The 24,535-nt window shown below is 51.2% G+C and carries 15 protein-coding genes and 3 pseudogenes; 17 read left to right on the top strand and 1 reads right to left on the bottom strand.

The window, feature by feature from the left end; translation table 11 throughout:
• Positions 1-86 precede the first annotated feature (86 nt).
• The 14 genes and pseudogenes from DWX76_RS07560 (at position 87) to DWX76_RS07490 (ending at position 17,879) form a co-directional block, all read left to right on the top strand.
• Positions 87-620 carry a pilin gene (locus DWX76_RS07560; protein WP_107000048.1) on the top strand — a complete coding sequence of 178 codons (534 nt, stop codon included), beginning with the start codon at positions 87-89 and terminating at the stop codon, positions 618-620.
• Positions 621-737: 117 nt separating this feature from the next.
• The gene (locus DWX76_RS07555; protein WP_107000047.1) at positions 738-1,514 is read left to right on the top strand and encodes a prepilin peptidase; all 777 of its coding nucleotides are present in this window, start codon (positions 738-740) and stop codon (positions 1,512-1,514) included.
• A gap of 13 nt (positions 1,515-1,527) precedes the next feature.
• Positions 1,528-2,589, top strand: coding sequence for a pilus assembly protein PilM (locus tag DWX76_RS07550; RefSeq protein WP_182426654.1), 1,062 nt, complete (start codon positions 1,528-1,530; stop codon positions 2,587-2,589).
• 12 nt (positions 2,590-2,601) lie between these two features.
• On the top strand, positions 2,602-3,231 hold the full coding sequence (locus DWX76_RS07545; protein ID WP_118490628.1) for a hypothetical protein: 630 nt from the start codon (positions 2,602-2,604) through the stop codon (positions 3,229-3,231).
• A complete protein-coding gene (locus DWX76_RS07540) occupies positions 3,228-3,917 on the top strand; it encodes a hypothetical protein (RefSeq protein ID WP_118570427.1) in 690 nt (229 codons plus the stop codon). The genes DWX76_RS07545 and DWX76_RS07540 overlap by 4 nt, the downstream gene beginning before the upstream one ends.
• Before the next feature lie 3 nt (positions 3,918-3,920).
• Complete coding sequence (locus DWX76_RS07535; protein WP_118570426.1) at positions 3,921-4,784, top strand: hypothetical protein; 864 nt, start codon at positions 3,921-3,923, stop codon at positions 4,782-4,784.
• Positions 4,774-5,199, top strand: coding sequence for a hypothetical protein (locus DWX76_RS07530; protein ID WP_147353844.1), 426 nt, complete (start codon positions 4,774-4,776; stop codon positions 5,197-5,199). Before DWX76_RS07535 ends, DWX76_RS07530 begins: the two co-directional genes overlap by 11 nt.
• Positions 5,200-5,326: 127 nt before the next feature.
• Positions 5,327-5,872 (top strand): annotated as a pseudogene (locus tag DWX76_RS07525) (type II secretion system protein); the annotation flags it as partial.
• Positions 5,873-5,953: 81 nt separating this feature from the next.
• Positions 5,954-6,916: a type II secretion system protein gene (locus DWX76_RS07520; RefSeq protein WP_118570423.1), complete on the top strand. Its 963-nt coding sequence runs from the start codon at positions 5,954-5,956 to the stop codon at positions 6,914-6,916.
• 1,189 nt (positions 6,917-8,105) lie between these two features.
• Complete coding sequence (locus DWX76_RS07515) at positions 8,106-10,844, top strand: hypothetical protein (protein WP_118570422.1); 2,739 nt, start codon at positions 8,106-8,108, stop codon at positions 10,842-10,844.
• Positions 10,845-11,428: 584 nt separating this feature from the next.
• On the top strand, positions 11,429-15,007 hold the full coding sequence (locus DWX76_RS07505) for a DUF5717 family protein (protein WP_118570421.1): 3,579 nt from the start codon (positions 11,429-11,431) through the stop codon (positions 15,005-15,007).
• 27 nt (positions 15,008-15,034) lie between these two features.
• Positions 15,035-16,255, top strand: a complete 1,221-nt coding sequence (locus DWX76_RS07500) for a DUF5716 family protein (protein ID WP_118570420.1) — start codon at positions 15,035-15,037, stop codon at positions 16,253-16,255.
• Entirely contained in the window at positions 16,252-17,064 is an 813-nt protein-coding gene (locus DWX76_RS07495; RefSeq protein WP_118293230.1) for a hypothetical protein, read from the top strand. The genes DWX76_RS07500 and DWX76_RS07495 overlap by 4 nt, the downstream gene beginning before the upstream one ends.
• A gap of 86 nt (positions 17,065-17,150) precedes the next feature.
• A complete protein-coding gene (locus DWX76_RS07490; protein ID WP_118570419.1) occupies positions 17,151-17,879 on the top strand; it encodes a histidine phosphatase family protein in 729 nt (242 codons plus the stop codon).
• Between the two features lie 67 nt (positions 17,880-17,946).
• On the opposite strand, the gene DWX76_RS14360 is transcribed toward DWX76_RS07490, so the two are convergent.
• Entirely contained in the window at positions 17,947-20,607 is a 2,661-nt protein-coding gene (locus DWX76_RS14360) for a nucleoid-associated protein (RefSeq protein WP_243022488.1), read from the bottom strand.
• Positions 20,608-20,928: 321 nt separating this feature from the next.
• Between DWX76_RS14360 and secG the strand changes: the two genes are divergently transcribed.
• From secG to smpB, 3 genes and pseudogenes are all read left to right on the top strand, one after another.
• Entirely contained in the window at positions 20,929-21,165 is a 237-nt protein-coding gene (gene secG / locus DWX76_RS07475; protein WP_107000428.1) for a preprotein translocase subunit SecG, read from the top strand.
• A gap of 721 nt (positions 21,166-21,886) precedes the next feature.
• A pseudogene (gene rnr / locus DWX76_RS07470) lies at positions 21,887-23,993 on the top strand (ribonuclease R).
• A gap of 49 nt (positions 23,994-24,042) precedes the next feature.
• Positions 24,043-24,506, top strand: a pseudogene (smpB, locus tag DWX76_RS07465) (SsrA-binding protein SmpB).
• Positions 24,507-24,535: the final 29 nt, after the last annotated feature.

Here is a 24,535-nt window from a genome sequence, read left to right as displayed (position 1 = left end):
TTCATTGTCAGATACATAAGCGTGACCTGCAACGCACGAATCAAAACAAAGTCAGCAGGTCATTTTGATAAAAAGTGGGTGAGCAAATGAAAAAGAACCAACACGGTTTTACACTGGCAGAGCTGCTGGTGGTGATAGCGATCGTAGGGATCCTGGCGGCGATCAGTATTCCGATTTTTACGGCACAGCGGAAAAAAGCGGTCATCGCAGCCAATCAGGCGAATGTCCGTGCGGCGAAGGCGGCGGCCGTGGCAATGCTGTATGGAAGCAAGGAAAGCTTGGAACGCTACGAGAACCAGCCGCAGAAGCAATACCGCTATTACCGATACAATGTAAAAGAGGGAAAGATTGTCTGTCAGGCAGAGGGAGAGAACGCGCACATTGAGTACGCACAGGGAAGTGGAACAAAGAAGGTAAATGACCTGGGGCAGGAATACCGGAAGACGGCGATGGAAGCCAAGACACCGTGTACAGATATTCTGGTTTACATCGGAAATCCGGCGGCTAATCCATATGCGAATACGTCTCCGCTTCAGACCGCTCCTTTCTATGAGGGAAATGAAGTTGGGGGAACCAGCCAGAATCCATTTGGTCCAAAGCCGGGATTTGGCGCCAAATAAAAGAAATGAAATTGGGCGTTTTAGATAAAGATAGCGTTTTACATATCTTGGAAGATATAAAATATTGGGGATTTACAAACAGACAGAACATGGGTACGGACAGGAGATATTCCATTGATGCTGCATCAAACCACATTTTTAACAATTTACATTTTGATGATTACTTTTATTCTGGGCTGTGCGCTCGGAAGTTTTACAGACTGTCTGGCAGGGCGGATGTTAAACGGAACGTCCGTTTTGAAAGGGAGATCCCACTGTGATGCCTGCGGTCATGTGCTGGGAGTACTGGATTTGGTACCGCTTTTTTCACGGCTGTGCCTGCGGGGCAGGTGCCGTTATTGCGGAGCGAAGATCCCGGCGGAGGCATTCTGGACGGAACTTGTTTCAGGAATTGCATGCTGCCTGATTATGTACCGGTACGATGTCTCGGTGCTGGCACTGCGGGGAATTCTGCTCTGGATGGTGCTTTTATGTCTGACACTCACAGATCTGCATGCGTGGATCATACCGGACCGGCTTCAGATAGCCGGAATCCTGATCTTTTTCGGCACGGCGCTGGGCTTACCGGAACCGGGAAGACAGATGCTGCGGGGAGTTCTGACCGGTGCCGGACTGGCTGTCAGTATGCTGGCACTTTCCCTGCTGTTTGACCGCCTGACCGGAAAAGAAAGCTTGGGGGGCGGCGATGTAAAACTTTTTTTTGTGACGGGACTGTATATGCGTTCCGCCTGGGAGGTATTATTTTTCCTGATTCTCAGCTGTGTGCTGGGAATTGCAGGTTCTGTCATCGGTCGGAGGGAGAAAATTCCGTTTGGACCGGCGATTGCGGCGGCATGTTTTTGTATGCTGCTGTATGGAGATATATGGACACAATGGTATACAGGGCTCTTTTAAAGGGAGTGCAGAGATGAAGAATTGTTTAGGAATTGAGATTGGACATTACCGTATCAAGATTGCATATGCGGAAAATGGCGAGCTTCGCGAATTTATCAGCGAGCGGGTCGAGGGGATCGACCGGAACGATATGCGTCAATATGCGGATTTAATAAAGGATTTGTTGAAGGAGTATGCGATCCGCTGCCGGAACGTCGTGTTTGTCATCAGGCAGGAGGATGCGTATGTGCGGCGCTTTGAGCTGCCGCTGATGACGGAGGAACAGCTCCGGCTGAATCTTCCATATGAGTTCCATGATTATATCGGAAACGAGATGGATAAGTACGTCTTTGATTATGCGATGATCTATGCGGATCAGGAAAAAATGGATTTGATTGGTGCGGCGTGTACGAAAGAGCTGTCGCAGCAATTTGAAAAACTGGCCAAGATGGCACACTTGAAATTGGTCGGTCTGGTTCCGGCCGTGCTGGGACTGGAATGGATTCTGGAATATGCAGAAGAGAGAATGGCGGATGAGAAGAAGGCTTTGGAGACAAAGCTGAATGCAGAACCTCATAAAAAGGAAGAAAAAGAGAACGCAGAGGGGGCAGAAAAATCGGAAACTGTGAAAGACTATGCGATTCTCGATCTGGGAACCCAAGCATTGCGGATCCATTTCTTTCGCCATGGGATCTATGATATTACCCGTACCATGGAGCCGGGCTGTGAGGAGATCGAGCAGATCCGTTTGGGAGATAAGAACAAGATGCAGGAACTGGGAATTGAGGTGGAGGAAGAAAACCGCGAGGAGACCGACAAAGAAAAGATGGCGGCTGTGCTGGAGGAGCAGTACCGGACCCGCGCCGTCCAGGTCATGCGAGTTTTGAACTTTTATAGCTTCAACAATGTGAATAATACGATCGACAGCCTCTATTATTGCGGCGGAGGCGCACGATACGGGGAATTGATTGATGCGCTGAAAGAAACGCTGGATCTGCCGGTGCGGAGTGTGGCGGAGCTTCTGCCGGAGGTCTCTTTGGATGAGGAAGACGAGTGGATCGACAGCCCACAGGCATACGGTGTATTACTTGCATAAGGAGGAAGAGCGGTGGCTGATTTAAAATCAATCGCGAATATGCAGATTGGCGGTCCGAAGTATCCGAAAAAACGGCGCATCAATCTGTATCAGAAGCAGGTTAAAAAAGGAAAGATAGCGGCAGAATTGGGTGTGTTTGTCGTATTTATGGGACTAGTTTATGGGTTTTCGCAGTTTGGCGTGGTGCGTCTTCTGAGAAAGGCAGACCAGGCGGAGGCAGTCTATGCGGCGACTGAGCAGCAGCTTTCGGCGCTTCAGAAGTCCAACGAGGTGTACAGTGAGGTTCAGGCGGAATACGCACATTATGGAAATGGGTACCTGAATGAGGAAGAGAGACAGCTTCCAGACCGGAGAAAGATGTTGGATTCGCTGAAATCACAGATTTTCCCGCTGACGGCCGTTTCGACGGTTTCGATCACCTCCGATCAGATGGCATTAGAGGGAAGAATTCCCAATGGTTCCTCCTTTCCGGAGCTGGTTCGCGATGCGGAGGCGGATCCGGATGCACGCTATGTGACGGCGTCTCTGGAAGAGACGGTTCAGAAAGAGGGGGAGGAGCGGGTTCTTGCGGCTTCCAAACCGGTGGGCGTGTCGATGACTGTATTTTTTAACGTACCAGAAGAGGACGGAGAAAAACAATGAATTCGTTAAAGAAATATATCTTATCAAGAATGCAGAAGATTGTACTGCTTCTGTTTGTAATCATATTGATCGCGGCGGGCTACTATGCCGGATTCTATCTTCCGGTGCAGAGGCGGATCCAGGCGGCGGATACGACGGATCTGGAGGCACAGATCCAGATGGAGCAGGTAAAGTCGAAGCAGATCCAGCAGATGAAGAAGGAGATAGAGGAAAATAAGGCATCCAATGCGCCGATGGTTCCGGCTTACAATCATTTTAAGGAAGAGACGGAAGAGCTGAACCGCATTTTTGCAGATGCGTATAATTTCAGCTTCCAGTATTCGGAACCGAAGGTGGATGGGATGCAGATCCGGCGTGCGATCAATCTTTCTTTCACGGCAGAGAGCTTTGATAAGGCGGTTTCGATGATCCATGAGGTGTTAGAGGGACCGTACCGCTGCCTGATTGAAGATCTGAGCATCGAAGATGATGAGGACGAGACAGAGGAAATGGATATCCGGAATCATCCGGTGAGCGTAACATTTCAGCTGACCTATTTTGAGACCCGATACGATGCGGAATCAGAAGAAGGTCTGGATCTGGAACCGGAGGAGACACAGGCACCGTCGGGACTGGCGAATGCGGATGTGTCGAACCTGCAGCGTTCGGACATTGAGACAGCGGCAGAGGCGGCGCTGGGAGAATAAGGCATGAAAAAAGCAGAGAACAGTGAAAAACACCCGGAAATCTGGAAGCGGGTTTTCAGCTGTATGAAAAATCAGGATGGCGCCAGCTTGATGGCGGCGCTCCTGTTTTTTGTGTTTTGCGGGGTGGGCGCGTCGATCATTCTGGCGTCCGCCTCTGCATCAGCTGGTAAGATCCGGAATCTTCCGGGAGAAGATCAGAAGCGGTATGCGGTGGACTCGGCGGCGGTATTTCTGCGGGATGAACTGCAGAAGACGGAAAATATAGTCAAGATCAAGGAAGTGATCGTGCATGACAGCCGGGAAGACGAGGAAAACGATAAGGATGATTTTTACTGCTACTACGTCGGCAGCCGGAAAAACACGGATAATGAGGCGTCGTGGCAGAAGTTTTATGGAACGGATTCGGGTTTGTCAAGCCCAGAGAGTGGGAATAGCGCGATTCTCGATTCACTGATCGTGGATATTTATAGAAATAATGAGTATCGGAAGCTGGCAGACGGGGACGATGCGTCGGAGGAAGAAATGGCGTACAAAGATTTTACCCTGTCAGTGAAGAAAGACGGAACGAGCGGGGACACGATTGACCCGTTAAAGACCAGTGTACGTCTGTGGATGGCGGATGATTATAAAATCAAGGCGGTTATCTCAGATACAGTAACGGCGGATGACAGGAAGGAAGAGCGGTGCGAGAAACGGCTGGAGCTGGAAGCAGCACATAGCTCCGAGCATAAGACGGTCACAGTACGGGGCGATGACGACGAATCGGACGACGACGATTCCTACACGATCACGACGACGACCATCATTACGACGATCCGCTGGCAGAACGGAACAATAGAGAAGGAGCTGCTGCAGAATGATAAGTAGAATGAAATGGGCAGCTGGAAGAAAGCTGCGTGCCAATACGGGCGAGACACTGACAGAGGTACTGATATCGGTTCTTGTGATTGCACTGGGAATGACGATGTTTCTGAGTGCATTTCTGGCGTCCGGCAGGATGCTGCGGCAGGGCGAAGAGCAGATGGCGGGCTATTATGACAGCCGCAATCAGCTGGAGAACAACCGGACAGCGAAACAGGCGTCGGGCAGATATGTTCTGGAGCTGGAGGCATCTGGAACCGGCGGCATGAAGAAAAGCCTGGCGTCAAATGCCTACCGGACAGGCACACAGACGAATTACCGGACGGGACAGTATCCCATCGTGCTGTATGTGAGCCAGGCTGATTCGGATGCAGAAGAGGAAGAGGTAAACTTACAAGAGCTGCTTTACAGATACCGATAGAGGAGGACAGGAGAGATGTGAATGCCGCAGATGCAGAAATAGGCATTGCAGGCAGCAGAAACAGACGGCATCCAAGGGTCACCGGAAGCTCTTTTCAGTATGTCAGAAAAAACTCCGGTCACAGAACGGTATGACGCTGACGGAGCTTCTGGCGGCGATTGTGATTCTCGGTATGATCGGCACGGTGCTTGGAGGCGGCGTGATGATGGTAAAAAATGTTTACCAGAGGACGCGGGAACAGGCAGATGCAGAGCAGGCGCTGTCGCTCACGGCGCAGCTGATGACCGATGAATTTGCCAATGCGCTGGAAGTGAAAAATTCTGCCGGGACTTCCGCAACAGGAGAATTGGTAACACCTCTTTTGCGGAGTGGAAACAGCCACCTGTGGCTGCACTTCAGTGCGACAGACTGGTCTGGCACGGGCATTGAAAAATGGTATGGGGATTATACTTACGATGATGCGTATAATAAGATATCCTTGCTGACGCAGGCGGCGATTTCGGATGAATACTATACGGCATTTGACGGCTATACCTATTCGGAGGAGACAGCATGCTTTACGGTTCAAAATCTGGCGATCTACCGGAAAAAAGATACGATGGGAACTTCCCGGAAAGCGGTGGTAAAGCCGATTAACCTGACCGTGCGTGCAGTCAACCTGGATCAGAAATAAAATAAAAACTAACTGTTCAGCAGGTCTGCGCGTGACTGTGAAGGTACTGAACAGTTACAATAAAAAGAGGAACGAGGACAGATGGAGCAGAAGAGACAGAACAAACAGAAGAGAAGGGCGGCGTTTACACTGGCGGAATTTTTGACGGTGATTGCGATTGTCGGTATTCTTGCCAGTCTTTCTTTTGTTGCGGTGATTCGTTACCAGAGAAAGCTCCGCCGTCTGGAGATGGATCAGACAGCGAAGGAGATCTTTCTGGCGGCGCAGAATCATCTGACACTGGAAGTCTCCAATGGGACGATTCCGCGTCTGCTCCATATGGAGGCACAGGGGGAATTTTCGGACGATCAAAAGCAGGCAAAGCTGGGAATTTCGGTAGAAAATACAGTGCTGGCGGAGGAGAAAGAGGGAAATATCTACGCGGTTCTCTATGTGCCGGAAAAACAGGCAGGGCAGCCTGAATCGGAACAAGAAGAGTCTGGCGGTGAGACAGCGCTGGTGTCCGCGAATGTGACCGAGGAGATCCGGCAGCGCCTTCTTCCGTTTGGATCGATTGATGAGACCGTCCGTGGAGACGGGAGCTATCTTATTTTCTATGATCCGGAGGCAGGACTGGTCCGCGAGGTGTGGTATTCGGATCGTTATCAGTTTGTGCAGACGGATATCGGAAGCGAGGCACTTCTGGCGGCGGCGTCTGATGCCGGAAAACGGGAGCGGTTTACGGGAGCTAACTCCAATTATAAGGATCAGAAACTGCCGATCGGATATTACGCATCAGGAAATCTGGAAGTCCCGGAACTGCCGATGGAGGAATTCGAGGCGCCGACAGTGAAACTGGTGAATGATGATATTTTATATGCAAAAATCGAGGATCCGAATAAAAATGAACATTCACTGAGTCTGTTTGTAAAGGGAGAAAAGAGCGGTACAACCGGCTACATCGAGATCAATACCCCGGAAACCAGCCGTTCGGCGCGTGTGGTGAAGGTGTCCGGAACTTCGGGCGATTCGGATGGAACGTATCAGTCATTCTGGATGACATAGCGGCGCCAGCCGGCACGGGCACAAGTACAGGATTCAAATTTATGGATTTCAACCAGCCGGCACAGACGGATATGACATTTCAGCAGGATGAAAGAGGTTTTGCCTCCTTTATTCCGGGCGAAAATATCTTTGTGTACGCGCAGGTTTTCAACAATGAAGCGCTTTCGCAGGTTAAAACGAGCAATATAGAATCCGGCAGCAGCCTCTTTGCATCGATCAGTACGGACCGAAGCGCGGAGATTGGCAGCTTCCGCCATCTGGAAAATCTGGATGAGCGGGTTTCAGGCTGGGATCCGGATCAGCTGTACACTGGGGCGGTGACTACATCCAAAACGGTTACGGCGATGCAGAATAGTGATCTGACCTGGAAAGCGGGAGAAAATATTGCGGACGAGAGCGGTTACTGCGGACATGTGGCGAAGCTGCATACGGCATTTGGCTCGAGTTTTTTGAATCAGAATGCGGAAACCATCTCGATTGCCTACCGGGTGACGGATCAAACGAATGCAGATCGGACGAACCCGACGGCACAGGCATATATCACGGAGGCGGGAAGCTATCTTCCGCTTAGTCTGCCGTATCCACTGGACTATCAGGGAAATACATACCGGATCGATGGTCTGCAGGTAGGAAAAACGGCGGGAAGTTCAATCACAGCAGTAGATGGGACGGGCGGACTGTTTGGAACGGTAACACAGGATATGAGTGTTAAAAACCTGCTGATCTGCCAGCCGGTGGTCCGGACGAAGGCGAGTGCAGGCGCTTTGATTGGTGCGGTGACGCCGGGAACGGATTCCCGGGGAACTACGAATCTGGCAACGGTGAAAATTAAAAATGTGCAGATTGAATATCCGCAGGTACAGGCAGAGCAGACCGGCGCTTCTGCCGGTGCGTTGGTGGGCACATTTGAGGGCGTCACTCTGATCGTCCAGGATGCACTGGCGGAGAATCATTTCCGTGATAAGCTGGGAAGCAGCACAGAAAAAGCGGCAGATCTGAAGCAGGAGGAAGAAAGCAAATACCGGATCCGCGCTTTAAAGGGAACGGCGGGCAGCCTGATCGGCACGGCAAAGGGGGAAATTTCTCTGACCGACAGCGCAGCGGCACTCTATGTGGAAGGCATGTACGCCGGCGGTCTGGTCGGAACTGTTGAGAAAGCATCAACTGCAGCCGCTGCAAGCGTCCCACGGTGCAGATTCAGAGCTGTTATGTCGGCGGTCATACAGCAAACAAGAAGTTTGACACCTCCCAGAAACCGGGGAATGGGGCAAATGCCAATGCAGCCTTTGAGAATCTTACCGGACGTTATAATGTAGCGGCATATACCGGCGGATTCGCAGGAGGTCTCGCCGCACAGCTTCCGGCAGACAGTCAGATAGCGAATACATATGTGTCGGCGTCGGTGTATTCGCCGACGGCTGAGGAAAAATCGGATGAAACGGAAGGTGGAAGCGGTACGGCGGCGGATGAAACAGAGGATCTGGCGATGAAAGCACCTGCGTTTGTTGCGTTCTATGATTATGCAAGTAGAACGAATGGAATACTTCCATCGGAGACGAGTGGTACGGGGACGAACAAAAAATCAGTTTATCCGGGGTGCTATGTGTGCAGTAAGGTGAATGAGAAGTATGTGCTTGCATACGCAGAAGAACTTTCAGAACTGTTTGGTGCTGAGGGAACGGGTGCAGACAGCGAGAATACATATCCCTATGATCCGGAATTAAAGAAAGCAGAAATACCGATTTATCCCATGCCGACGATCCAGAAAGTAGCGGAAAAACTTGCTGCGCAGAACGCTTCAAAGGGATTTTCCTGGTTTCTGAATAACCATGTCGGGGACTGGGACAAGGAAGAGAACGAAGAGGCGCTGCATACTGGAAACAGGCTGTATATCGATTATGTCTCTCCGTCTCCGCTTGAAGAAAATCAGAGAATACATCTGATATTTTCGATTACCGGCGAATTGAGCGGTAAAACGATGTGGTATGTTCTCCAAGTCAATACTGGTGATTTGCAGGAAAATACTCTGAGAACGGGATCGAAATTTTGCTTTGTAGATACGAAAGAGAAAGCTGCCAGCTGTGCAGAAAATGAGGCAAATGGCAGTTGGACGAGCTTTGCTGCAGAAAACAGGGTAAATCGTTTTGAAATAGGCATAACGGAAGAGAAAAAGTTGAAATTGCGTTTCTATCTGGATGATTTATCACGTGAGGGTGGAAATTTCTGTAGTCTGGGTACCTGGGGAGGTTATCAGCCGGGCGGTTACATAAATGGAGAAAATGTTATCGTAAAATTGAGCGAGGATGGCTATCCGCCGACAGAAAATACAAAGCTCTCATACAAGTTCAACAGCTGCTTTGCCGATGTAATTGAACGAAATGGTGATGGAACGGATACCTATACGGTTAAGGTCGCCAATGGGCGTCATCTGCAGAATCTGAATTTCTGCGGAGAAGGCTATGGTGGTTTAAAGATCACACGGGTCATTCAGACCGATAATATTCTCTGGCAGGAGGATGATTCGATTACCTCACAGACGGAAGCGTATTGTAAAGAGGTGAAAGATGCATACGGAAAGATGACGATCTACAGTCCGGGAAATTCCAAGTATGAAGGTGGAAGTTTCTGGCCGATTAACAACCCGGATATTATCTCTTATGATGCGGAGGTGGATGAGAAAGAAAAAGCAAAACTGGGTGAATGTTATACGATTGCAGGCTTAAAGATAACTCCTGTTGCCTGGAATGGTGCGGCTTTATTTCAGAAGACGGATCATCTGACGATATCAAACTTGAATCTGAAGGATCCGGACATTTCCTGTCAGGGGCAGAATACAGCAGGGCTGGTGGCGCAGGCAGGCACTTCGGCGGACAGCTATCTAACGATTAAAAATATCCATATATATGGAGAAGAATCCCGGATTTCTGGAACGCTGGCAACAGGCGCGGTGGTTGGAAGCACGAATAGTGGCAGTCTGACACTCGACCATGTAGTTGTAGATGCACCGACGCTGCAAATAAGTGGAGGAAAAACCGGAGGCTTGATCGGGGAAGCAAAAGTAAGTGATTTAGTGATGAATCACGTATATGTTTCAGGAAAAAATGCACGGATACAGGGAACCGATGCTAGCGGAGGTCTGGTCGGCTTTGCCGAGAGCTCTGGTCAGATGAAGTTGGAAAACAGCTTCTTCTCTGGGTATGTGGATACAACTGGAACCGCCGGAGGTTTGTATGGATACCTGAAAAACAACCAGAATGGCGGAACTGCCGGGAAAGAATTCAGCATTGAAAACAGTTATGTCGGCGGACGGAACCGCTCTTACGGTTATACGGAAAGTGGTGCGGAAGTGCTGTCAGATAGAAAGAATGTGTCAGGCGGCAGGTGTGCCGGAGGCCTCGTGGGGTGGATGGATGGTCCGATTTCGGTAATACAGAGTTTCAGTGCAGCGGATGCGTGTGGAACGAATACATATAATGCCATCGCAGGCGGTTTATTTGGAAAATATGATTCTGCAAAACTGGTTCTTTCGAACTGCTACACAACAGGAAGTGTGAAAGCGGCTGGAACCTCAATGTTCCTTGGACACTATATTGGTCAGTTGAACAATACCTGGTGGTGGGGGCCAGGAGCCCAGCTGGAAGCTGGCATTCTTTCGGTCCCGGAAGAATGCTGGTATCTGCCAAAGCTAAGCGACGCAATCATTGGCGCACCTTATGTGGACAGCAGCTCTGTAAAGGACAGCTATTCCAGTATTACCAGGACAGGTGCCGCTGACCTGTCGTCCAAAACAGGCACCAATGGCGTTGATCAGACGATCGCAATAGATGATTCTCTGCAAGGAAAAGCATATCCATATCCAATTTGGACGATCTATGAACCAACAGTTTGGCAGACTGGCACACGCCTGTATGTGGGCGACTGGGATTAGGAAATTAAGAAAAATTAGAAAACGATTGAAAACTGGAAACAGGCGCTATTTTACATACCGGGCGGAACCATCAAATTTTTGCCCGGCAGGCAGGATAGCGCTTGTTTTTATCTCAGTCGAGAAGACTCCCACCTCTTCAGGTGGTGAGTAATAGCAAATTTGTCTCAGTGGGAGTTGGGTCTCCGACTGAGATAAACGCTCCGCGAGGATGCGCAGTGATTCTGCACAGAATAAGTGTTTTACTTGCATATAGAATTTCTGAACTGAAAATTCCGTACGATACAGCTCTGGCAGCAGATTTTGCCGATTTGGAATGCGAAGCATCGGCAAAATCCCGTTGCTGAGAACAGTATAAGTGAACAGCAACGAATATGTCAGCTTCGCTGACCAGAATCACGCGCCAAGTCTCACGGACGTTCGACTTGAAAAAAATGCCGGATGGGCAATCAGCGAAATTCTCCAATTCCCTGATGTAAATGCAGACAAAATATGGTATGATATAAGGTACGAGATTTCGAACCGACGGAACTGTGGGAAGACGAAGCAGTTACCGGGACAGGATAATGAAACGGCAGGTGATAGGAATGAAAGAGAGAATTAACCGGCTGGCGAAGGGAATCATCGATTCGGAACAGCCGAAGATGACCTGGTCGCCTGAAAAGATAGACGAGACGCTGCGGATGAATACCCTGATGCAGAGAAATTTATGGATCGGGAGCGAAAATGGATTAAGTGTGAAGGGATTTGTGTATTCCTCAAACCTGCGGGTGCGGATTCCGGGGGATAACAATTCGTTTGGCGGACTCCGGTGCCGGATCGTATATGAAGTGGACACTTCGTTCCTGACGGCAGGCGACACGATCACAGGTTCTTTTTATCTGGTGACAAACTGCGGGGAAGAGGAGATTCCGTATGAGTTTCACGTCGAGGTGGCAGACGCCGGGAAGACTTTAGGTGATCTGAAAACGGCGGAAGATTTTCTGCACATCGCGGAAAATGATATGGAGACGGCGCTCCGGCTTTTGGAGTACCCGGATTTTGTGGAAGTGCCGTTTATGCAGGATATGCATGTGCGCGCACTCTATGACGGCCTGAAGGGGCACGGCAGCCGGGCAAATTTTATGGAAGAATTTCTGGTTGGACTGGGCGTGAAAAAGCCGGTCGGTCTGACGATTCCGGGCAGGGCGCGCGTATATGCCGAGCTGGCTGAGAATGCCGAGGACACGATCGAGATCCGGATGGATAACTGGGGCAGTGTGTACCTGGAGGTGACGGCAGACGGCGAGTTCCTCCATCTGCCGAAGAAGAGTGCGACGCAGGCGGATTTTGAAGATGGTCTGCTCCGTCTTCCGGTACGGATTCTGGCGGAACGGCTGCATGCCGGAAAGAATTTCGGTGCCGTCCTGATTCACACTGCCAGAGAAACCGTGCGGATCCCGATCGAGGCATCGGCTGCCGATGCGGGCGGATGCGACCGGGCACATATGTCATTCCAGAAAGAGCTTGGAAATTATCTGACTGCCCGTCTGGCGTATGAAAATGGGATCGGCGGCCCGGAGGCGGTTCACCAGATGCAGCGGGAGCTGGATCTGATGAAAATGACGCACTATGACGCGGGACTGCGGCTTTTGCAGGCGGAATTATACCTTTTGACTGATCGGCGTGAGAAAGCGCAGACGATTTTAAAGGAGCTGCAGGATTCAGCGGCGCTTAAAATATCGGGCGACCGGAAGCTTAACTGCCTGTACCGCTATCTGTACGTGACGCTGACCGGCAATGCCGAGCAGAAGGACACTTTGATCCGCCTGCTGCAGCAGTATGCGTCGGAGGAGACGGGCAGCAGCCTGTTTTATTATCTGATGCTTCTGCGTCTGGATGAGGAACTGCAGAAAAATCCGGTTACGGTGCTGATCAGCATGGAGCAGGAGTTTAAGGATGGCTGTCACAGCCCATTCCTCTATGCGGCGGGACTGAAACTTCTGGAGAGTGATCCGATCCTTTTAGACAATGCGGGCAATTTTGAGCTTCATGCCTTGTACTATGGGGCACGCCGGAAAATTATCAGCCGCGAGCTGGCACTGGCGGCGGTCCGGGTGATGCGTGCGTCCCGTTCGTACCGGGAGTTTTACAGACGCCTTTTGACGGAACTTTACGGGCTGTATCCGGAGACGGAGATTCTGGAGGCGCTCTGTGCAATGCTGATCCGGGGAGACTGCCGGGAGACAGCCTGTTTTGAATGGTATAGCCGGGCGCTGGAGGCAGATTTGAGTCTGACGCGCCTGTATGAATATTATTTATATGCGATGCCGGAGAATTATGACCGCCTGATGTCGCGTGAGGTATTTTTATACTTTTCGTATTCGGCAAATTTGGATGCGGGGTCACTGGCGAAGCTTTATGCGAACCTTCTTACATATGGAACGCCGGATTCGGATATTTACCGGATGTACGAGCGGGCGATGGAAGAGTTTGCGGTGGATCAGCTTTTCAAGGAACGGATAGACGGTGCCCTGGCGGTCCTGTACCGGAAATTGATCTATCCGGAACTGATCGATACGCAGATGGCGCGTGTCCTGCCGGGGATTTTGAAATCCTGCCGGGTAGAATGCCGGGAACCGGCGATGAAATACGTGGTGGTGCGCCATGAGGAGCAGATGACGGAGGACGCGTATGTGCTGAACGAGGGCACGGCGTATGTGCCGCTGTTTTCGGAGCGCGATCTGGTTCTATTCCAGGATGAAAATGAGACGCGGTATGCGCGGGTAAATTGCGCCATCCAGCCGGTATTTACGGATATGGAGGAACTTTTACAGACCTGTTTTGAAATGAATCCAATGCATCCGTTCCTCTTTATGAATGCGTGTGCAAAAGCCTGCCGCAAGGAGGTGCTGACCGGGGACGATGCGATCCTTTTGGAGCACGCGGATCAGAAGATGGAGCTGCACCCGCTGTTTAGGGCAAAGGTGCTGTCAGCGATCGTGCGGTATTATAAGAGGATGGCGGATGGGATTGAGGATGCGAAAAAGGATGGAAGTGTTTCCTACCTTCTGAGTCTTGACAAGGACCAGCTGACGCGGGATGAGAGAAACGGCGTCTGCGGGACGCTGATCCGGTGCGGGCATTTCAGCGAGGCGTATGAGATGGTGTGCCGGTATGGTCTGGAAGGTCTGCCGGTCAATCTGCTGCTACGGCTTTGCGGGAGAATGCTGCTTCAAAATCTCTTTGACCGGGATGACCACCTGCTTTATCTGACCTGGTATGTCTTTGAACACGAGAAGCCGGACAGTGTGATTCTCGATTATCTCTGCGAACATTTCAACGGTACGGTGGATCAGATGTACCGCGTCCTGATGCAGGGGCTGCGGCTCCGGGTGGAGACGTACGATCTGGAGGAACGGCTGGTGGCGCAGATGCTCTTTACCGGCAATACAGCAAAGTTAGACCGGGTGTTCGAGCTTTATGCGTCACGCAAGAAAACAGGGGAAAATATCGTGCGCGCGTATTTCACGGTCAAGAGCGTGGAATATTTTCTGGAAAACCGTCCGACGGACGACAAGGTGTTCGCATTTTTGGAGGGTGCTGTGCAGGGAAGCTCTGATCGGGAGCGGATCCCGGATATTTATCTGCTGGCGCTGACAAAGTATTATGCGACGCTGCCGGAGCTTTCGGAGGAACAGCGGCGCCTGTGCCAGTCGGTGGTGGATGTGCTTTTAGATGCGGGTATGATTTTTGCCTATTTTAAGGATCTGGCGCGGTTTATCCATATCCCGGGCAATATTTTAGATAAAGAAATCATCGAGTATCACGGAAACCGGGCGGTGCGCCCGTATCTGCGGCTGCGGATTCTGCCGCAGGAGGAAGAGTTCCACTATGAGGAAATGCGTCTCGTTTACCGGGATATTTACATTCGTGAAAAGGTGATTTTTGAGGGCGAGACGCTGGAATATCAGATCGAAGAGGAAGAGGACGGCGTCCGGAAGACGAAAGAAAAGGGAGAGATTTCCTGCCGGGAGATTCCGGGGCGCAGCCGGGAAAGCCGGTTTGCGGCGCTCAATGAGATGAGTCTTTCTTTAAAAGTAAATAATGAGACGGCGCTTCGGGAAAAGATGCGGGAGTACCAGAAGAGAGATGCGGCGGTAAGCGCACTTTTCCCGATCGCCTGAGGAAAGGGATAGACGGACAAACGATAGATGAATGGACTTATAATTGGCATGGATCTGTGTGATTCATGCACACATATATCCTGTCAGGGTCAGGAGACGATCTGGTCGGTTCCGACCCGGATCGGAAAAGAACCGGATTCGGACGTCTGGCGGGTGGCAGAGGAGAGTGCCGGGGGCGCGTTAGAGGGCATGGTAGTGGAAGATAAGCTGCTTTCCCTGGCGATGAAGGACGGCACCGCCACGATCGATGGTGTTCGCTACGAGGGCTTATATCTGCTGAAAATGTTCCTGAAGCAGGTGCTTGCGATTCCCAGACAGGCGTCCGGAAAAGAAGAGATAGAAAACCTGGTGATCACGGTGCCAAAGCTTGAGGTAAAGCTGGTGGACTGCCTGATGTACTGTGCCGATTTTCTGGAAATCGACCGGAGCCGGGTGCATGTGATCAGTCACGCGGAGAGCTTTGTATATTACGTGATGAGCCAGAAACGGGAAGTCTGGAGCAACCAGGTGGGAATGTTTGAGCTTTCGGAGAATGGTCTTCATTATTATGAATTGAGAGTGCAGCGCGGGCTGCGCCAGATGCAGGTGGTCGCGGATCAGGAGGAACTGGAGGAGTCATTCCACTTAAATGTGCTGGACAGCGACGCGGGCATCCAGATGGCAGACCGGATTCTTTCCTCCTGTGCGGAACGGCTGCTGCAGAAGCGCCTGTTTTCAGCGATCATCCTGACCGGCAGGGGATTTGCACAGACGGACTGGGCGGCAGATTTTATGCAGCAGATCTGCAAACGGCGCCGGGTGTTTGCGGAGATGGATGTATTTACCCGAGGGGCGCTGATCCGCTCGGAAGATCTCTGTGAAGCGCAGAGTGCGTACCATTTTACCTGTATCTGTGAGGGGCGGCTGAAAACAACGGTTTCCCTAAAGATTCAGGAGCGTGAAAAAGAGGGACAGCTGGTGCTGGCATCCGCCGGGGACAGCTGGTATGAGACGAAAATGACGGCGGAATTTATCGTGTCGGGCACGCCGGAGGTAGAATTTTCACTCCAGCCGCTGGAACCGCGCAAAAAGAAGACGGTGAAGATTCCGCTCGAGGGATTCCCGAAACGCCCGGACCGGACGACCCGGATCGAGATGGCATTTGGATTTACCGGGGAAGACAGGATGATCGTCATGATACGTGATTTGGGATTTGGAGAATTGTTTCCGGCGACAAACCGGATGATTAAACAAGAGGTTTCATTATGAGTCTGATACTTTGCCGGCAGGAGCCGGTTCGACATCCTTTTTACATAGAACGGCTGGGCGTCCATATCGCATCGTCGCAGGAGCTGTGTTATGTCATTTATCAGAATCCGCTTCTGGCGCTGGATGGATTTGTGGATGACCGCCTGATTGAGTTTATCCGTTCGGAGCTGGGACTTTCGTTTCTGGCCGGCAAACTGGAGGCATGGCAGCGGAGCGGCGAGAGCCAGGACGAGCTGCCGATCGTGATTCTGCAGGAGTGCTGTTATTATACGGCAAAGGAGATTGCCGCATACCGCCAGAAATTGGCGGCATTTCGCAAAATGAATGCGGCGGAGTTCCGGAAGGAGACGGCGGATTACTATTTCCGCCTGCGGCAGTTTGGGACGGCGATCTATTACTACAACCGGATTCTGGAGGACTGGCGGGTCAAATCGCTGACTGACGAATTTACCGCGAAGATCTGGAACAATATCGGGGCAGCGTATGCCGGGATTTTCTGGTTTGAGAAAGCGTTTACCGCTTATGAAATGGCGTACAATTTCGACAAGAGCCCGGAGATGCTGAAGCACCTGTACCAGCTTGCCTTGATTGACCCGAAGCTGGAGCTTAAGGAGCGCCATGCGGCTGCGATGACGCCGGAACAGAAGGAGATCTGGAAACGGGAACTCGACGAGGCGAACCAGACCGCAGAGAAGTGCGGGAATGTCCGCATGGTCGAAACGATGTTTGACCGCAATCCGGTCCGGCGGATGGAGAGTGCGGGAGAACTTTTAAATGGGTGGAAGCAGGAGTATCGGAAGATGCTCTAATTTTGCTCGCGCCAGTGTCCTTTCCAGGTATACCCGGTCATCAAGATCATTCCTAGTTACCATTTCTTTACGAAAGGAGTTTTCCTATGCGCCTTCTGATTGTCCGCCATGCGGATCCTGATTACTCAATTGATTCCCTGACCCCGGCTGGCTGGGAGGAAGCAAAGCTTCTGGCAGACCGTCTGGCGCCGATTCCGGTGGCGGCTTATTATGTATCGCCGCTGGGGCGTGCGAAGGACACGGCGTCCCTGACCTTAAAAAAAGCCTGCCGCACGGCAGAAATCTGCAGCTGGCTGCGTGAATTTGCCCCGCAGGCGGTACATCCGGGAAAGGATTCCGGGCACTGTGTCTGGGACTGGCTGCCGGATGCGTGGATGGCGGAGCCGAAGTATTTTGATAAGGATCACTGGCATGAAACAGAAGTCTTTCAGAACGCCCATGTAAAAGAAGAGTACGACTGGGTGACTGGAGAGCTTGACCGGCTGCTCAGACGGCACGGATATGTGAGAAATGGATTGTTTTACCGGGCCGTGGCACCGAATGAGGACACGATTGTTTTATTCTGTCATTTTGGCGTCGAGTGCGTCCTGCTTTCCCATCTTTTAAATATCTCTCCGATGCAGCTCTGGCACGGAACCTGTGCGGCACCGTCGTCGGTGACGGTGCTCTATACAGAAGAGCGCCGCTCCGGCGTTGCATCCTTCCGCATGAGCCGTTTTGGGGATGTTTCTCATCTGTATGCGGGTGGACGCGAGCCGTCGTTTGCGGCGCGGTTCTGTGAGGTGTATACACGGTTTGATCAACGGCATGACTGATGGATGTTTCTGTTATTATGTATCGCAATCGTTTGAATCAGCCGATAAATAAATTTTGTGTGAGAGGCTATTTACTGCTCAGCATCCCAATATTTTTAATCAACACCGAGATTGTCCCGTCCATGTTGGTGATAAACTCCACATGGTCGGGATTTCTGTATTCTTCCATCGGGATCGTGATCTCGATGCCGGTGTCAGTGTACAGCTTCTGTTTCTGGAATTTCTTGATCGTCTGTTCATTTTTCGGCGCGACCGTCTCGTAGGAGAGGTTGTAGCGGTCGAGTTTTTCATCCAGCTCCTCGAGCATCTCCGGGCTGCCGGGAAATACTTTTTCGCGCAGTTCGGACACCTTGATTTCGCCCTGTTCCTCTAATTCATTACAGATAATGTCTTTGATTTCCATCTTTTTCTGTGCATCCTCGTCGCCGTAATATTTTTTGGCAACCTGATCGACGGCGCGGGTGACGATGTCGAGCTTGGATTTCTGGGAGAGCGGAGCGCGGCATTCGAGGAAGAGCTCGGAGAAATAGAAGCATTTTTCGCCGTTGACCTCATATTTTTTCTCAGCCAGAATCAGGGAGCCGTCGGAGAGATCGAGGACAAATGCCTCGGAGAGGCGCTGTCCCTGTCCCGGAAGCAGTGCGCGCTGTAAAATGATCTCGTTGCTGTTGCCGCCGTCCGTTTCCCTGGTCTGATGCGTGTAGGAGGTCTTGTAGTTCATCTTTAAGAATGCCAGATAATCCTTGCCCTTGCAGCCGAACACGGTCATCGCCACATCGGCGGCTGGAATGTCAATATTCGCATTCATGATGTCGTAGAGGCGCTCGGCGAGCTGTTTGCTCGTCTCGACGAAATTGTCCGGGGTGCAGTTTTGCAGCAGCTCTTTGACCTCGGATCCTTCTGCAAATGTACAGTGCTTGACATCGTCACTTTCCGTTATTTTCTCGATATGCGCTTTCAGGAAGTCGGAAAAATCGGGTCCGACCTCCATGCTCTGGTCGGAGAGAACCGGGATTCCCACCGAAGAATCGAGGATGTGTACGATGGCTGCCTTTAAAATCATATCTTCACTTTTCAATGTTATCTTACCTCCAGGTATAACTTCTTTTGTAGAACCATTCTCGACGCACTCAAAGGAAACGGAGTCGCCCGCCTGCACGAACGGAAGCCGCTCGGAAACGGTGATCGCAGCGGTGTAGACGCTGTCGGTGCGGTCATCGGTCAGCGTGAAATAGTAGTAGGTGTTACCGGAAACGACGACATTCTCGATCGCCTCGACCGTGCCGGAGACAGTTTCGCTTGCCGCCGGTTCCTTGGCAGTCGGATCTTCAATTTCCTCCTGTCCCAGCGTCTCACGGTAATTGCGCTTCGCCTCATCGATCGTCTGTCCGGTGCCGACGATCTGGTACTGCGCGACATCGACGAACGCATACATTTTCACAAGCCCTGCAGCATCTTTCAGGGAAATGAAATATGCCGGTCGTCCGGAAATATTTAAGAGAAGCGGGAAGGTCGCACTGTAATTTAAGTGCTGCACCTGTCCGCGCGCGGAATCCATTGCGGCGAGCTCGGTGGCGCCCGGAACGGTGTAAAATTTCGTTTCTTTCGTCCGCAGGTTGACGAGGACGAAGCCAATGTTCGACTCATCTGAGGTTACAGAGCTCATGCCGGTGTACAGCCACACATCGTCGTCGATGGCGAGATAGTTGTAGCCGTAGGTCGTCCGACGCACGCCGCGCTGACCGAAGATAGAGTTTAAATAACCATTCTGGAATCTGCCGTTGTCGTCGAGCTGTTCCATGATGAGGTTCGAATCATAGAGCTGGTCGATCCACTGCGGGACATTCGCCTTGGCGTACCACTTAGATTCGCCGGTCTCAGCATTGACGAGGATCGCGCCGTCGATGTCCTTGCCGTTCCACCAGCCGATCCGGTAGGCGATGGTCGGCGCCACCCAGTATGGGTTTCCATCGTCGTCGATCTCGAAGGAGACCGTCTCAAACATCCGTGTCGGGTAGCAGAAACGGATGTAGCGGTTGATATTGCGGAAGAAATATTCACTGGTGGAATACTTCATGCCGGAGGACAGCCAGACGAGATCGGTATTCTGATCGACCATATTGACAGCAATGTATGCCGGAAGTCCCTTCTTCTGGTTGTAAAGCCATTTGATCGGGTCGGCATAGCGCAAAGGCGTCACGCGGTACGGTGTCCCCTTGTAGTTGATCTGTGTGTAATTTTCCTGAATCTCAAACTGGGAGACCAGGTCGGTCATCTCACCGAGCTTTTTGCTTCCGAGCCGGGAGGCGGTATCCTTATCAACGACCGGGATCTGCGACATGCCAAGCTCTGCGACATCTGAGGCAAAATCGCCCTCGGTAACGGTGATCAGATCGCGGTAGCGGGACGCATTAAAAAGCTGGATGCCCGCCGCCGAGGCGATCAGGGAAAAGAAGATCAGGACAGCGATCGCGATCATGCCATATTTGCACGGGCGTCCCATCGCCTTAAAACCGGCAAACGGACTGCCGGAGACGTTGGAGTACTTGCGCCGCAGAACCATCCGTCCGGTCACAGGATCGCGCACGACCTCGACGCCGCGGTTTTGCTGCACTGTTTTCAGGAATATGAGAATGCTTTCCATAAAGTTGACTGCCAGTACAATCAGAATGCAGATAATCAGGAATACGATGAAATCCTGATCGTGCAGATTGATGGCGGGCATCATGTGTAGAACACCAGAAAAATAAGGACGGCAGAGAGAAACAGACGCCCAAACGCCGAAGTGAATTTTTTCAAAATAGAACCCTCCTGACTCGTTTTATGATAAAAAATAGCTGTTCCCATGAAAAAAAGGATTTCGCTGATTGTAAATGTGATAGAACTCTATTGTATCGCACGACGGGAGATAAAATCAAGCCCGGTAACGGAATTTGCCGTGGCTTCGCATTTAAATACGGCAAATTCCCGGGTTGAAGTCGGGAAAAAAACAGTTGTCCTTCCGCCGAAAATATGCTATGATTACTATGTTTATTCAGGAGGTGCGAAGATGATCAAGACGATCCTTACGATCATATTTATTATTATCTGTGTATTCCTGTCGGCGGTAATCCTACTGCAGGAGGGCAAATCGGCAGGTCTGTCCGGTTCCATCGGCGGTATGGCTGACAGCTACTGGGGCAGAAATAAAAGCCGTTCTATGGAAGGAAAGCTGGAGAAGCTGACCAAATATGCTGCAATTCTGTGGCTGATCCTTGCATTAGTTTTGAATTTGAAATTCCTGTAAGGAACCTTTAAGAGGCTGTCGCGTGGCAGCGGGATCTGTTTCCTGAATCTGATATTTGCCGGTGGTTTCCGAGCAGATGCAGGGGTGAGAGGCAGAGAGCGCTGGACGTGGCAGCTTTTTTTCATAGGAAATGGCGCGAGAATGTGAATTAAGAAAGAGAAGTGAGATAGATTTGAACATATTTGATAAAATCATGGGAAAAATAAAGAGAAGCGAGGCTCAGAAATACGCAAAACAGCAGAAGCGCCAGGCGCAGATGCAGAGTGCGGCAGCTTCACAGAAAGAGGAAGGACAGAAAATGCCGGAAAATCGCAGGAGAGAAAGAGAGGCGTTTGAAAAACGTCAGCAGACGGAGATGAAGCTCTCGGACGAGATGCTGGAGAGGATCCGGAAGAATGCAGAACAGCGGTTTGCGATGCGGAAAGAAGAAGCGCGGGAAGAGAAAATGTCCGGAGAAAGCCGGGAGAGCAGCGTACAGCGCCAGATTGACGGGGATGGGTTGATCGGCGAGTGGGAAGAGAGGTACGGAAAAAAGAAGAAAAAGCCGGAGCGTGCGAAAGGTCCGAAAGAGGAATCGGTGCGCCGGAAAAAGGATAAAGCGGGAAAGAAAGACCGTGATCGGAAGTTTGAGCGTGAGATGGATAAGAAGCGCGAAAAGCGCGGCGAGAAGAAGTGTGAGGATATTGGCGCTTCCGAGGAGGAGTTTACCCGCCGCTGCAAGATGATTCAGGATGTCATGAATGAACCGGCATACGTGCCGATGAAGCTGAAGGAGCTGGCACTTCTTTTAAATATTCCGAAGGAACAGCGCCGGGAGCTGCAGCGGGTTATCGATCATCTGCTGGAGGAGGGAAAAATCAGCATGTCCCGCAAGGGCAAGCTGGGACGTCCGGAGACATTTTCAGAGGCAGGTATTTATTCGGGACACCCGAAGGGCTTCGGTTTTGTGACAATCGAGGGACGTGAGCAGGATGTGTTCGTTCCGCGTGAAAAAACAAAGGGCGCGATGCACGGCGATAAGGTGCTGGTTGTGATTGAGCAGGAGAGCGACGGCGGACGCAGAGCCGAGGGAAGTATCGTGCGGATCCTGGAGCACGCCAATCAGGAGCTGGTTGGTCTGTATGAGAAAAACGGCGGTTTCGGCTTTGTGATCCCGGACAATCCACGGATTTCACGCGACATTTTCATCCCGCAGGGGTGTGACGCGGGCGCAGTGACCGGTCATAAGGTCATCGTGAAGATCAAGGATTACGGAAACAGCCCGGATAAGAAGCCGGAGGGCGTGATCACCAGCATTCTCGGACATATGAACGATCCGGGAGTCGATATTTTATCGATCGTGAAAGCATACGGTCTGCCGGAAGAATTTCCGCCGGAGGTCATGGCGCAGCTTGAAGAGATCCCGGATGCCGTCCGCGAGGAGGACAAGGCGGGACGCAAGGATTTGCGCGATCTGCCGACAGTCACGATTGATGGTGAGGAAGCGAAGGATCTCGACGATGCGATCACGCTGGAGAAGACGGAGCAGGGTTACCGGCTTGGTGTACACATCGCGGATGTGACCCATTATGTCCGCGAGGGCAGCCCGCTTGACCGCGAGGCATTAAAGCGCGGAACGAGCGTGTATCTGACAGACCGCGTCATTCCGATGCTGCCGCATAAACTCTCAAACGGTATCTGTTCCCTGAATCAGGGAGAGGATCGTCTGGCGCTGAGCTGTATCATGGAGATCAATGACAAAGGCGTCGTGATCGGACATGAGATAGCAGAGACATTGATCCGCGTCGATCGCCGGATGACGTATACGGCGGTCAATGCGATCATCACGGATGATGATGCAGAGACGAAGGAGAAATATAAGGAATTTGTGGATTTATTCCTGCAAATGAAAGAACTTTCGCAGCTTCTCCGCAAGAGGCGCCAGGAGCGCGGTGCGATTGACTTCGACTTTCCAGAGAGCAAGATTTTACTCGACGCCAAAGGACGCCCGATCGAGATCAAGCCGTATGAGCGCAACGCGGCGACGAAGCTTATCGAGGATTTCATGCTGATGGCAAATGAGACGGTAGCTGAGGACTATTATTGGCAGGAAATGCCGTTCCTCTACCGAATCCATGAGAAACCGGATGAGGAGAAGATGGCGAAACTAGGCACGTTCATCAACAACTTTGGATATACATTGCGGATGCCAGGCGGCGAAGTCCACCCGAAAGAGCTGCAAAAGCTGCTTGAAAAGATCGAGGGCACGCCGGAGGAGGCATTGCTCAGCCGTTTGACGCTGCGCTCCATGAAACAGGCGAAATATTCGACCTTGAACTCCGGTCATTTTGGATTGGCGGCGAAATATTATACCCATTTCACCTCCCCGATCCGCCGTTACCCGGATCTGCAGATCCACCGGATTATCAAAGAGTGCCTGCATGGCAATATGGATGCGCGAAAAAAACGCCCATTTTGAAAAAATCCTGCCGGAAGTGGCAGTCCAGACCTCGGCCCTGGAGCGCCGCGCTGACGAAGCCGAGCGCGAAACAGATAAGATGAAGAAAGTCCAGTACATGGAACATTACATCGGAGAAGAATTCGAGGGAGTCATTTCCGGTGTCACCAACTGGGGTTTCTATGTCGAGCTGCCGAACACAGTTGAAGGATTAGTTCATGTCAATGAACTGCGCGGCGACTATTTCGTATTTGACGAAGCACACTATGAGCTGGTCGGAGAGATGACGAGAAAAACGTACAAGCTCGGTCAGACTATCCGCGTTCGCGTGACTGCGTGCGACCGGTATGCGAGGACGATTGATTTTATGCCGGCGGTGTACTGGAAGTAGAAGATTGTAAAATAAGATGTAAAAAGTAGAGAGGGAAAGAGGAATTAAAATGGGAGCTGGAATCAAGATGGTGGCGAACAATAAGAAAGCCTACCATGATTATTTTATCGATGATAAATTCGAAGCCGGGATCGAGTTATTCGGTACCGAGGTTAAATCGATCCGCATGGGTAAATGCAGCATCAAGGAAGCATTTATCAAGATCGAGAGCGACGGTCAGGTGTATGTATTCGGCATGCATATCAGCCATATGAGAAGGGAAATATCTTTAACAAAGATCCGCTGCGTGTGCGGAAACTCCTTCTCCACAAACTGGAGATCCGCCGCCTGATGTCAAAGATCAAAGAAAAAGGATATACGCTGGTGCCGCTGCAGGTGTATTTTAAGGGAAGTCTCGTAAAAGTAGAGATTGGTCTGGCACGCGGTAAGAAGCTGTATGATAAGAGAGACGATCTGGCGAAAAAGGACGCAAAGCGGGAGATTGACCGGGCGTTTAAGGCGAGACAAAAATAAAAGAAAAGATTCCATCTATGTACCGACTT

The sequence above is a fragment of the Clostridium sp. AF21-20LB genome (assembly GCF_003478795.1).
GTDB classification, from domain to species: Bacteria; Bacillota; Clostridia; order Lachnospirales; family Lachnospiraceae; genus Otoolea; species Otoolea fessa.
Note: the sequence above shows the minus strand (reverse complement) of the source record. Positions and strands in the feature narration are given on the sequence as shown.

Coding starts and splice junctions, on each gene's coding strand:
- DWX76_RS07560 (WP_107000048.1), top strand. CDS start 87: ATGAAAAAGAACCAACACGGTTTTACACTGGCAGAGCTGCTGGTGGTG.
- DWX76_RS07555 (WP_107000047.1), top strand. CDS start 738: ATGCTGCATCAAACCACATTTTTAACAATTTACATTTTGATGATTACT.
- DWX76_RS07550 (WP_182426654.1), top strand. CDS start 1,528: ATGAAGAATTGTTTAGGAATTGAGATTGGACATTACCGTATCAAGATT.
- DWX76_RS07540 (WP_118570427.1), top strand. CDS start 3,228: ATGAATTCGTTAAAGAAATATATCTTATCAAGAATGCAGAAGATTGTA.
- DWX76_RS07535 (WP_118570426.1), top strand. CDS start 3,921: ATGAAAAAAGCAGAGAACAGTGAAAAACACCCGGAAATCTGGAAGCGG.
- DWX76_RS07530 (WP_147353844.1), top strand. CDS start 4,774: ATGATAAGTAGAATGAAATGGGCAGCTGGAAGAAAGCTGCGTGCCAAT.
- DWX76_RS07520 (WP_118570423.1), top strand. CDS start 5,954: ATGGAGCAGAAGAGACAGAACAAACAGAAGAGAAGGGCGGCGTTTACA.
- DWX76_RS07505 (WP_118570421.1), top strand. CDS start 11,429: ATGAAAGAGAGAATTAACCGGCTGGCGAAGGGAATCATCGATTCGGAA.
- DWX76_RS07500 (WP_118570420.1), top strand. CDS start 15,035: ATGAATGGACTTATAATTGGCATGGATCTGTGTGATTCATGCACACAT.
- DWX76_RS07495 (WP_118293230.1), top strand. CDS start 16,252: ATGAGTCTGATACTTTGCCGGCAGGAGCCGGTTCGACATCCTTTTTAC.
- DWX76_RS07490 (WP_118570419.1), top strand. CDS start 17,151: ATGCGCCTTCTGATTGTCCGCCATGCGGATCCTGATTACTCAATTGAT.
- DWX76_RS14360 (WP_243022488.1), bottom strand. CDS start 20,607: ATGATGCCCGCCATCAATCTGCACGATCAGGATTTCATCGTATTCCTG.
- secG (WP_107000428.1), top strand. CDS start 20,929: ATGATCAAGACGATCCTTACGATCATATTTATTATTATCTGTGTATTC.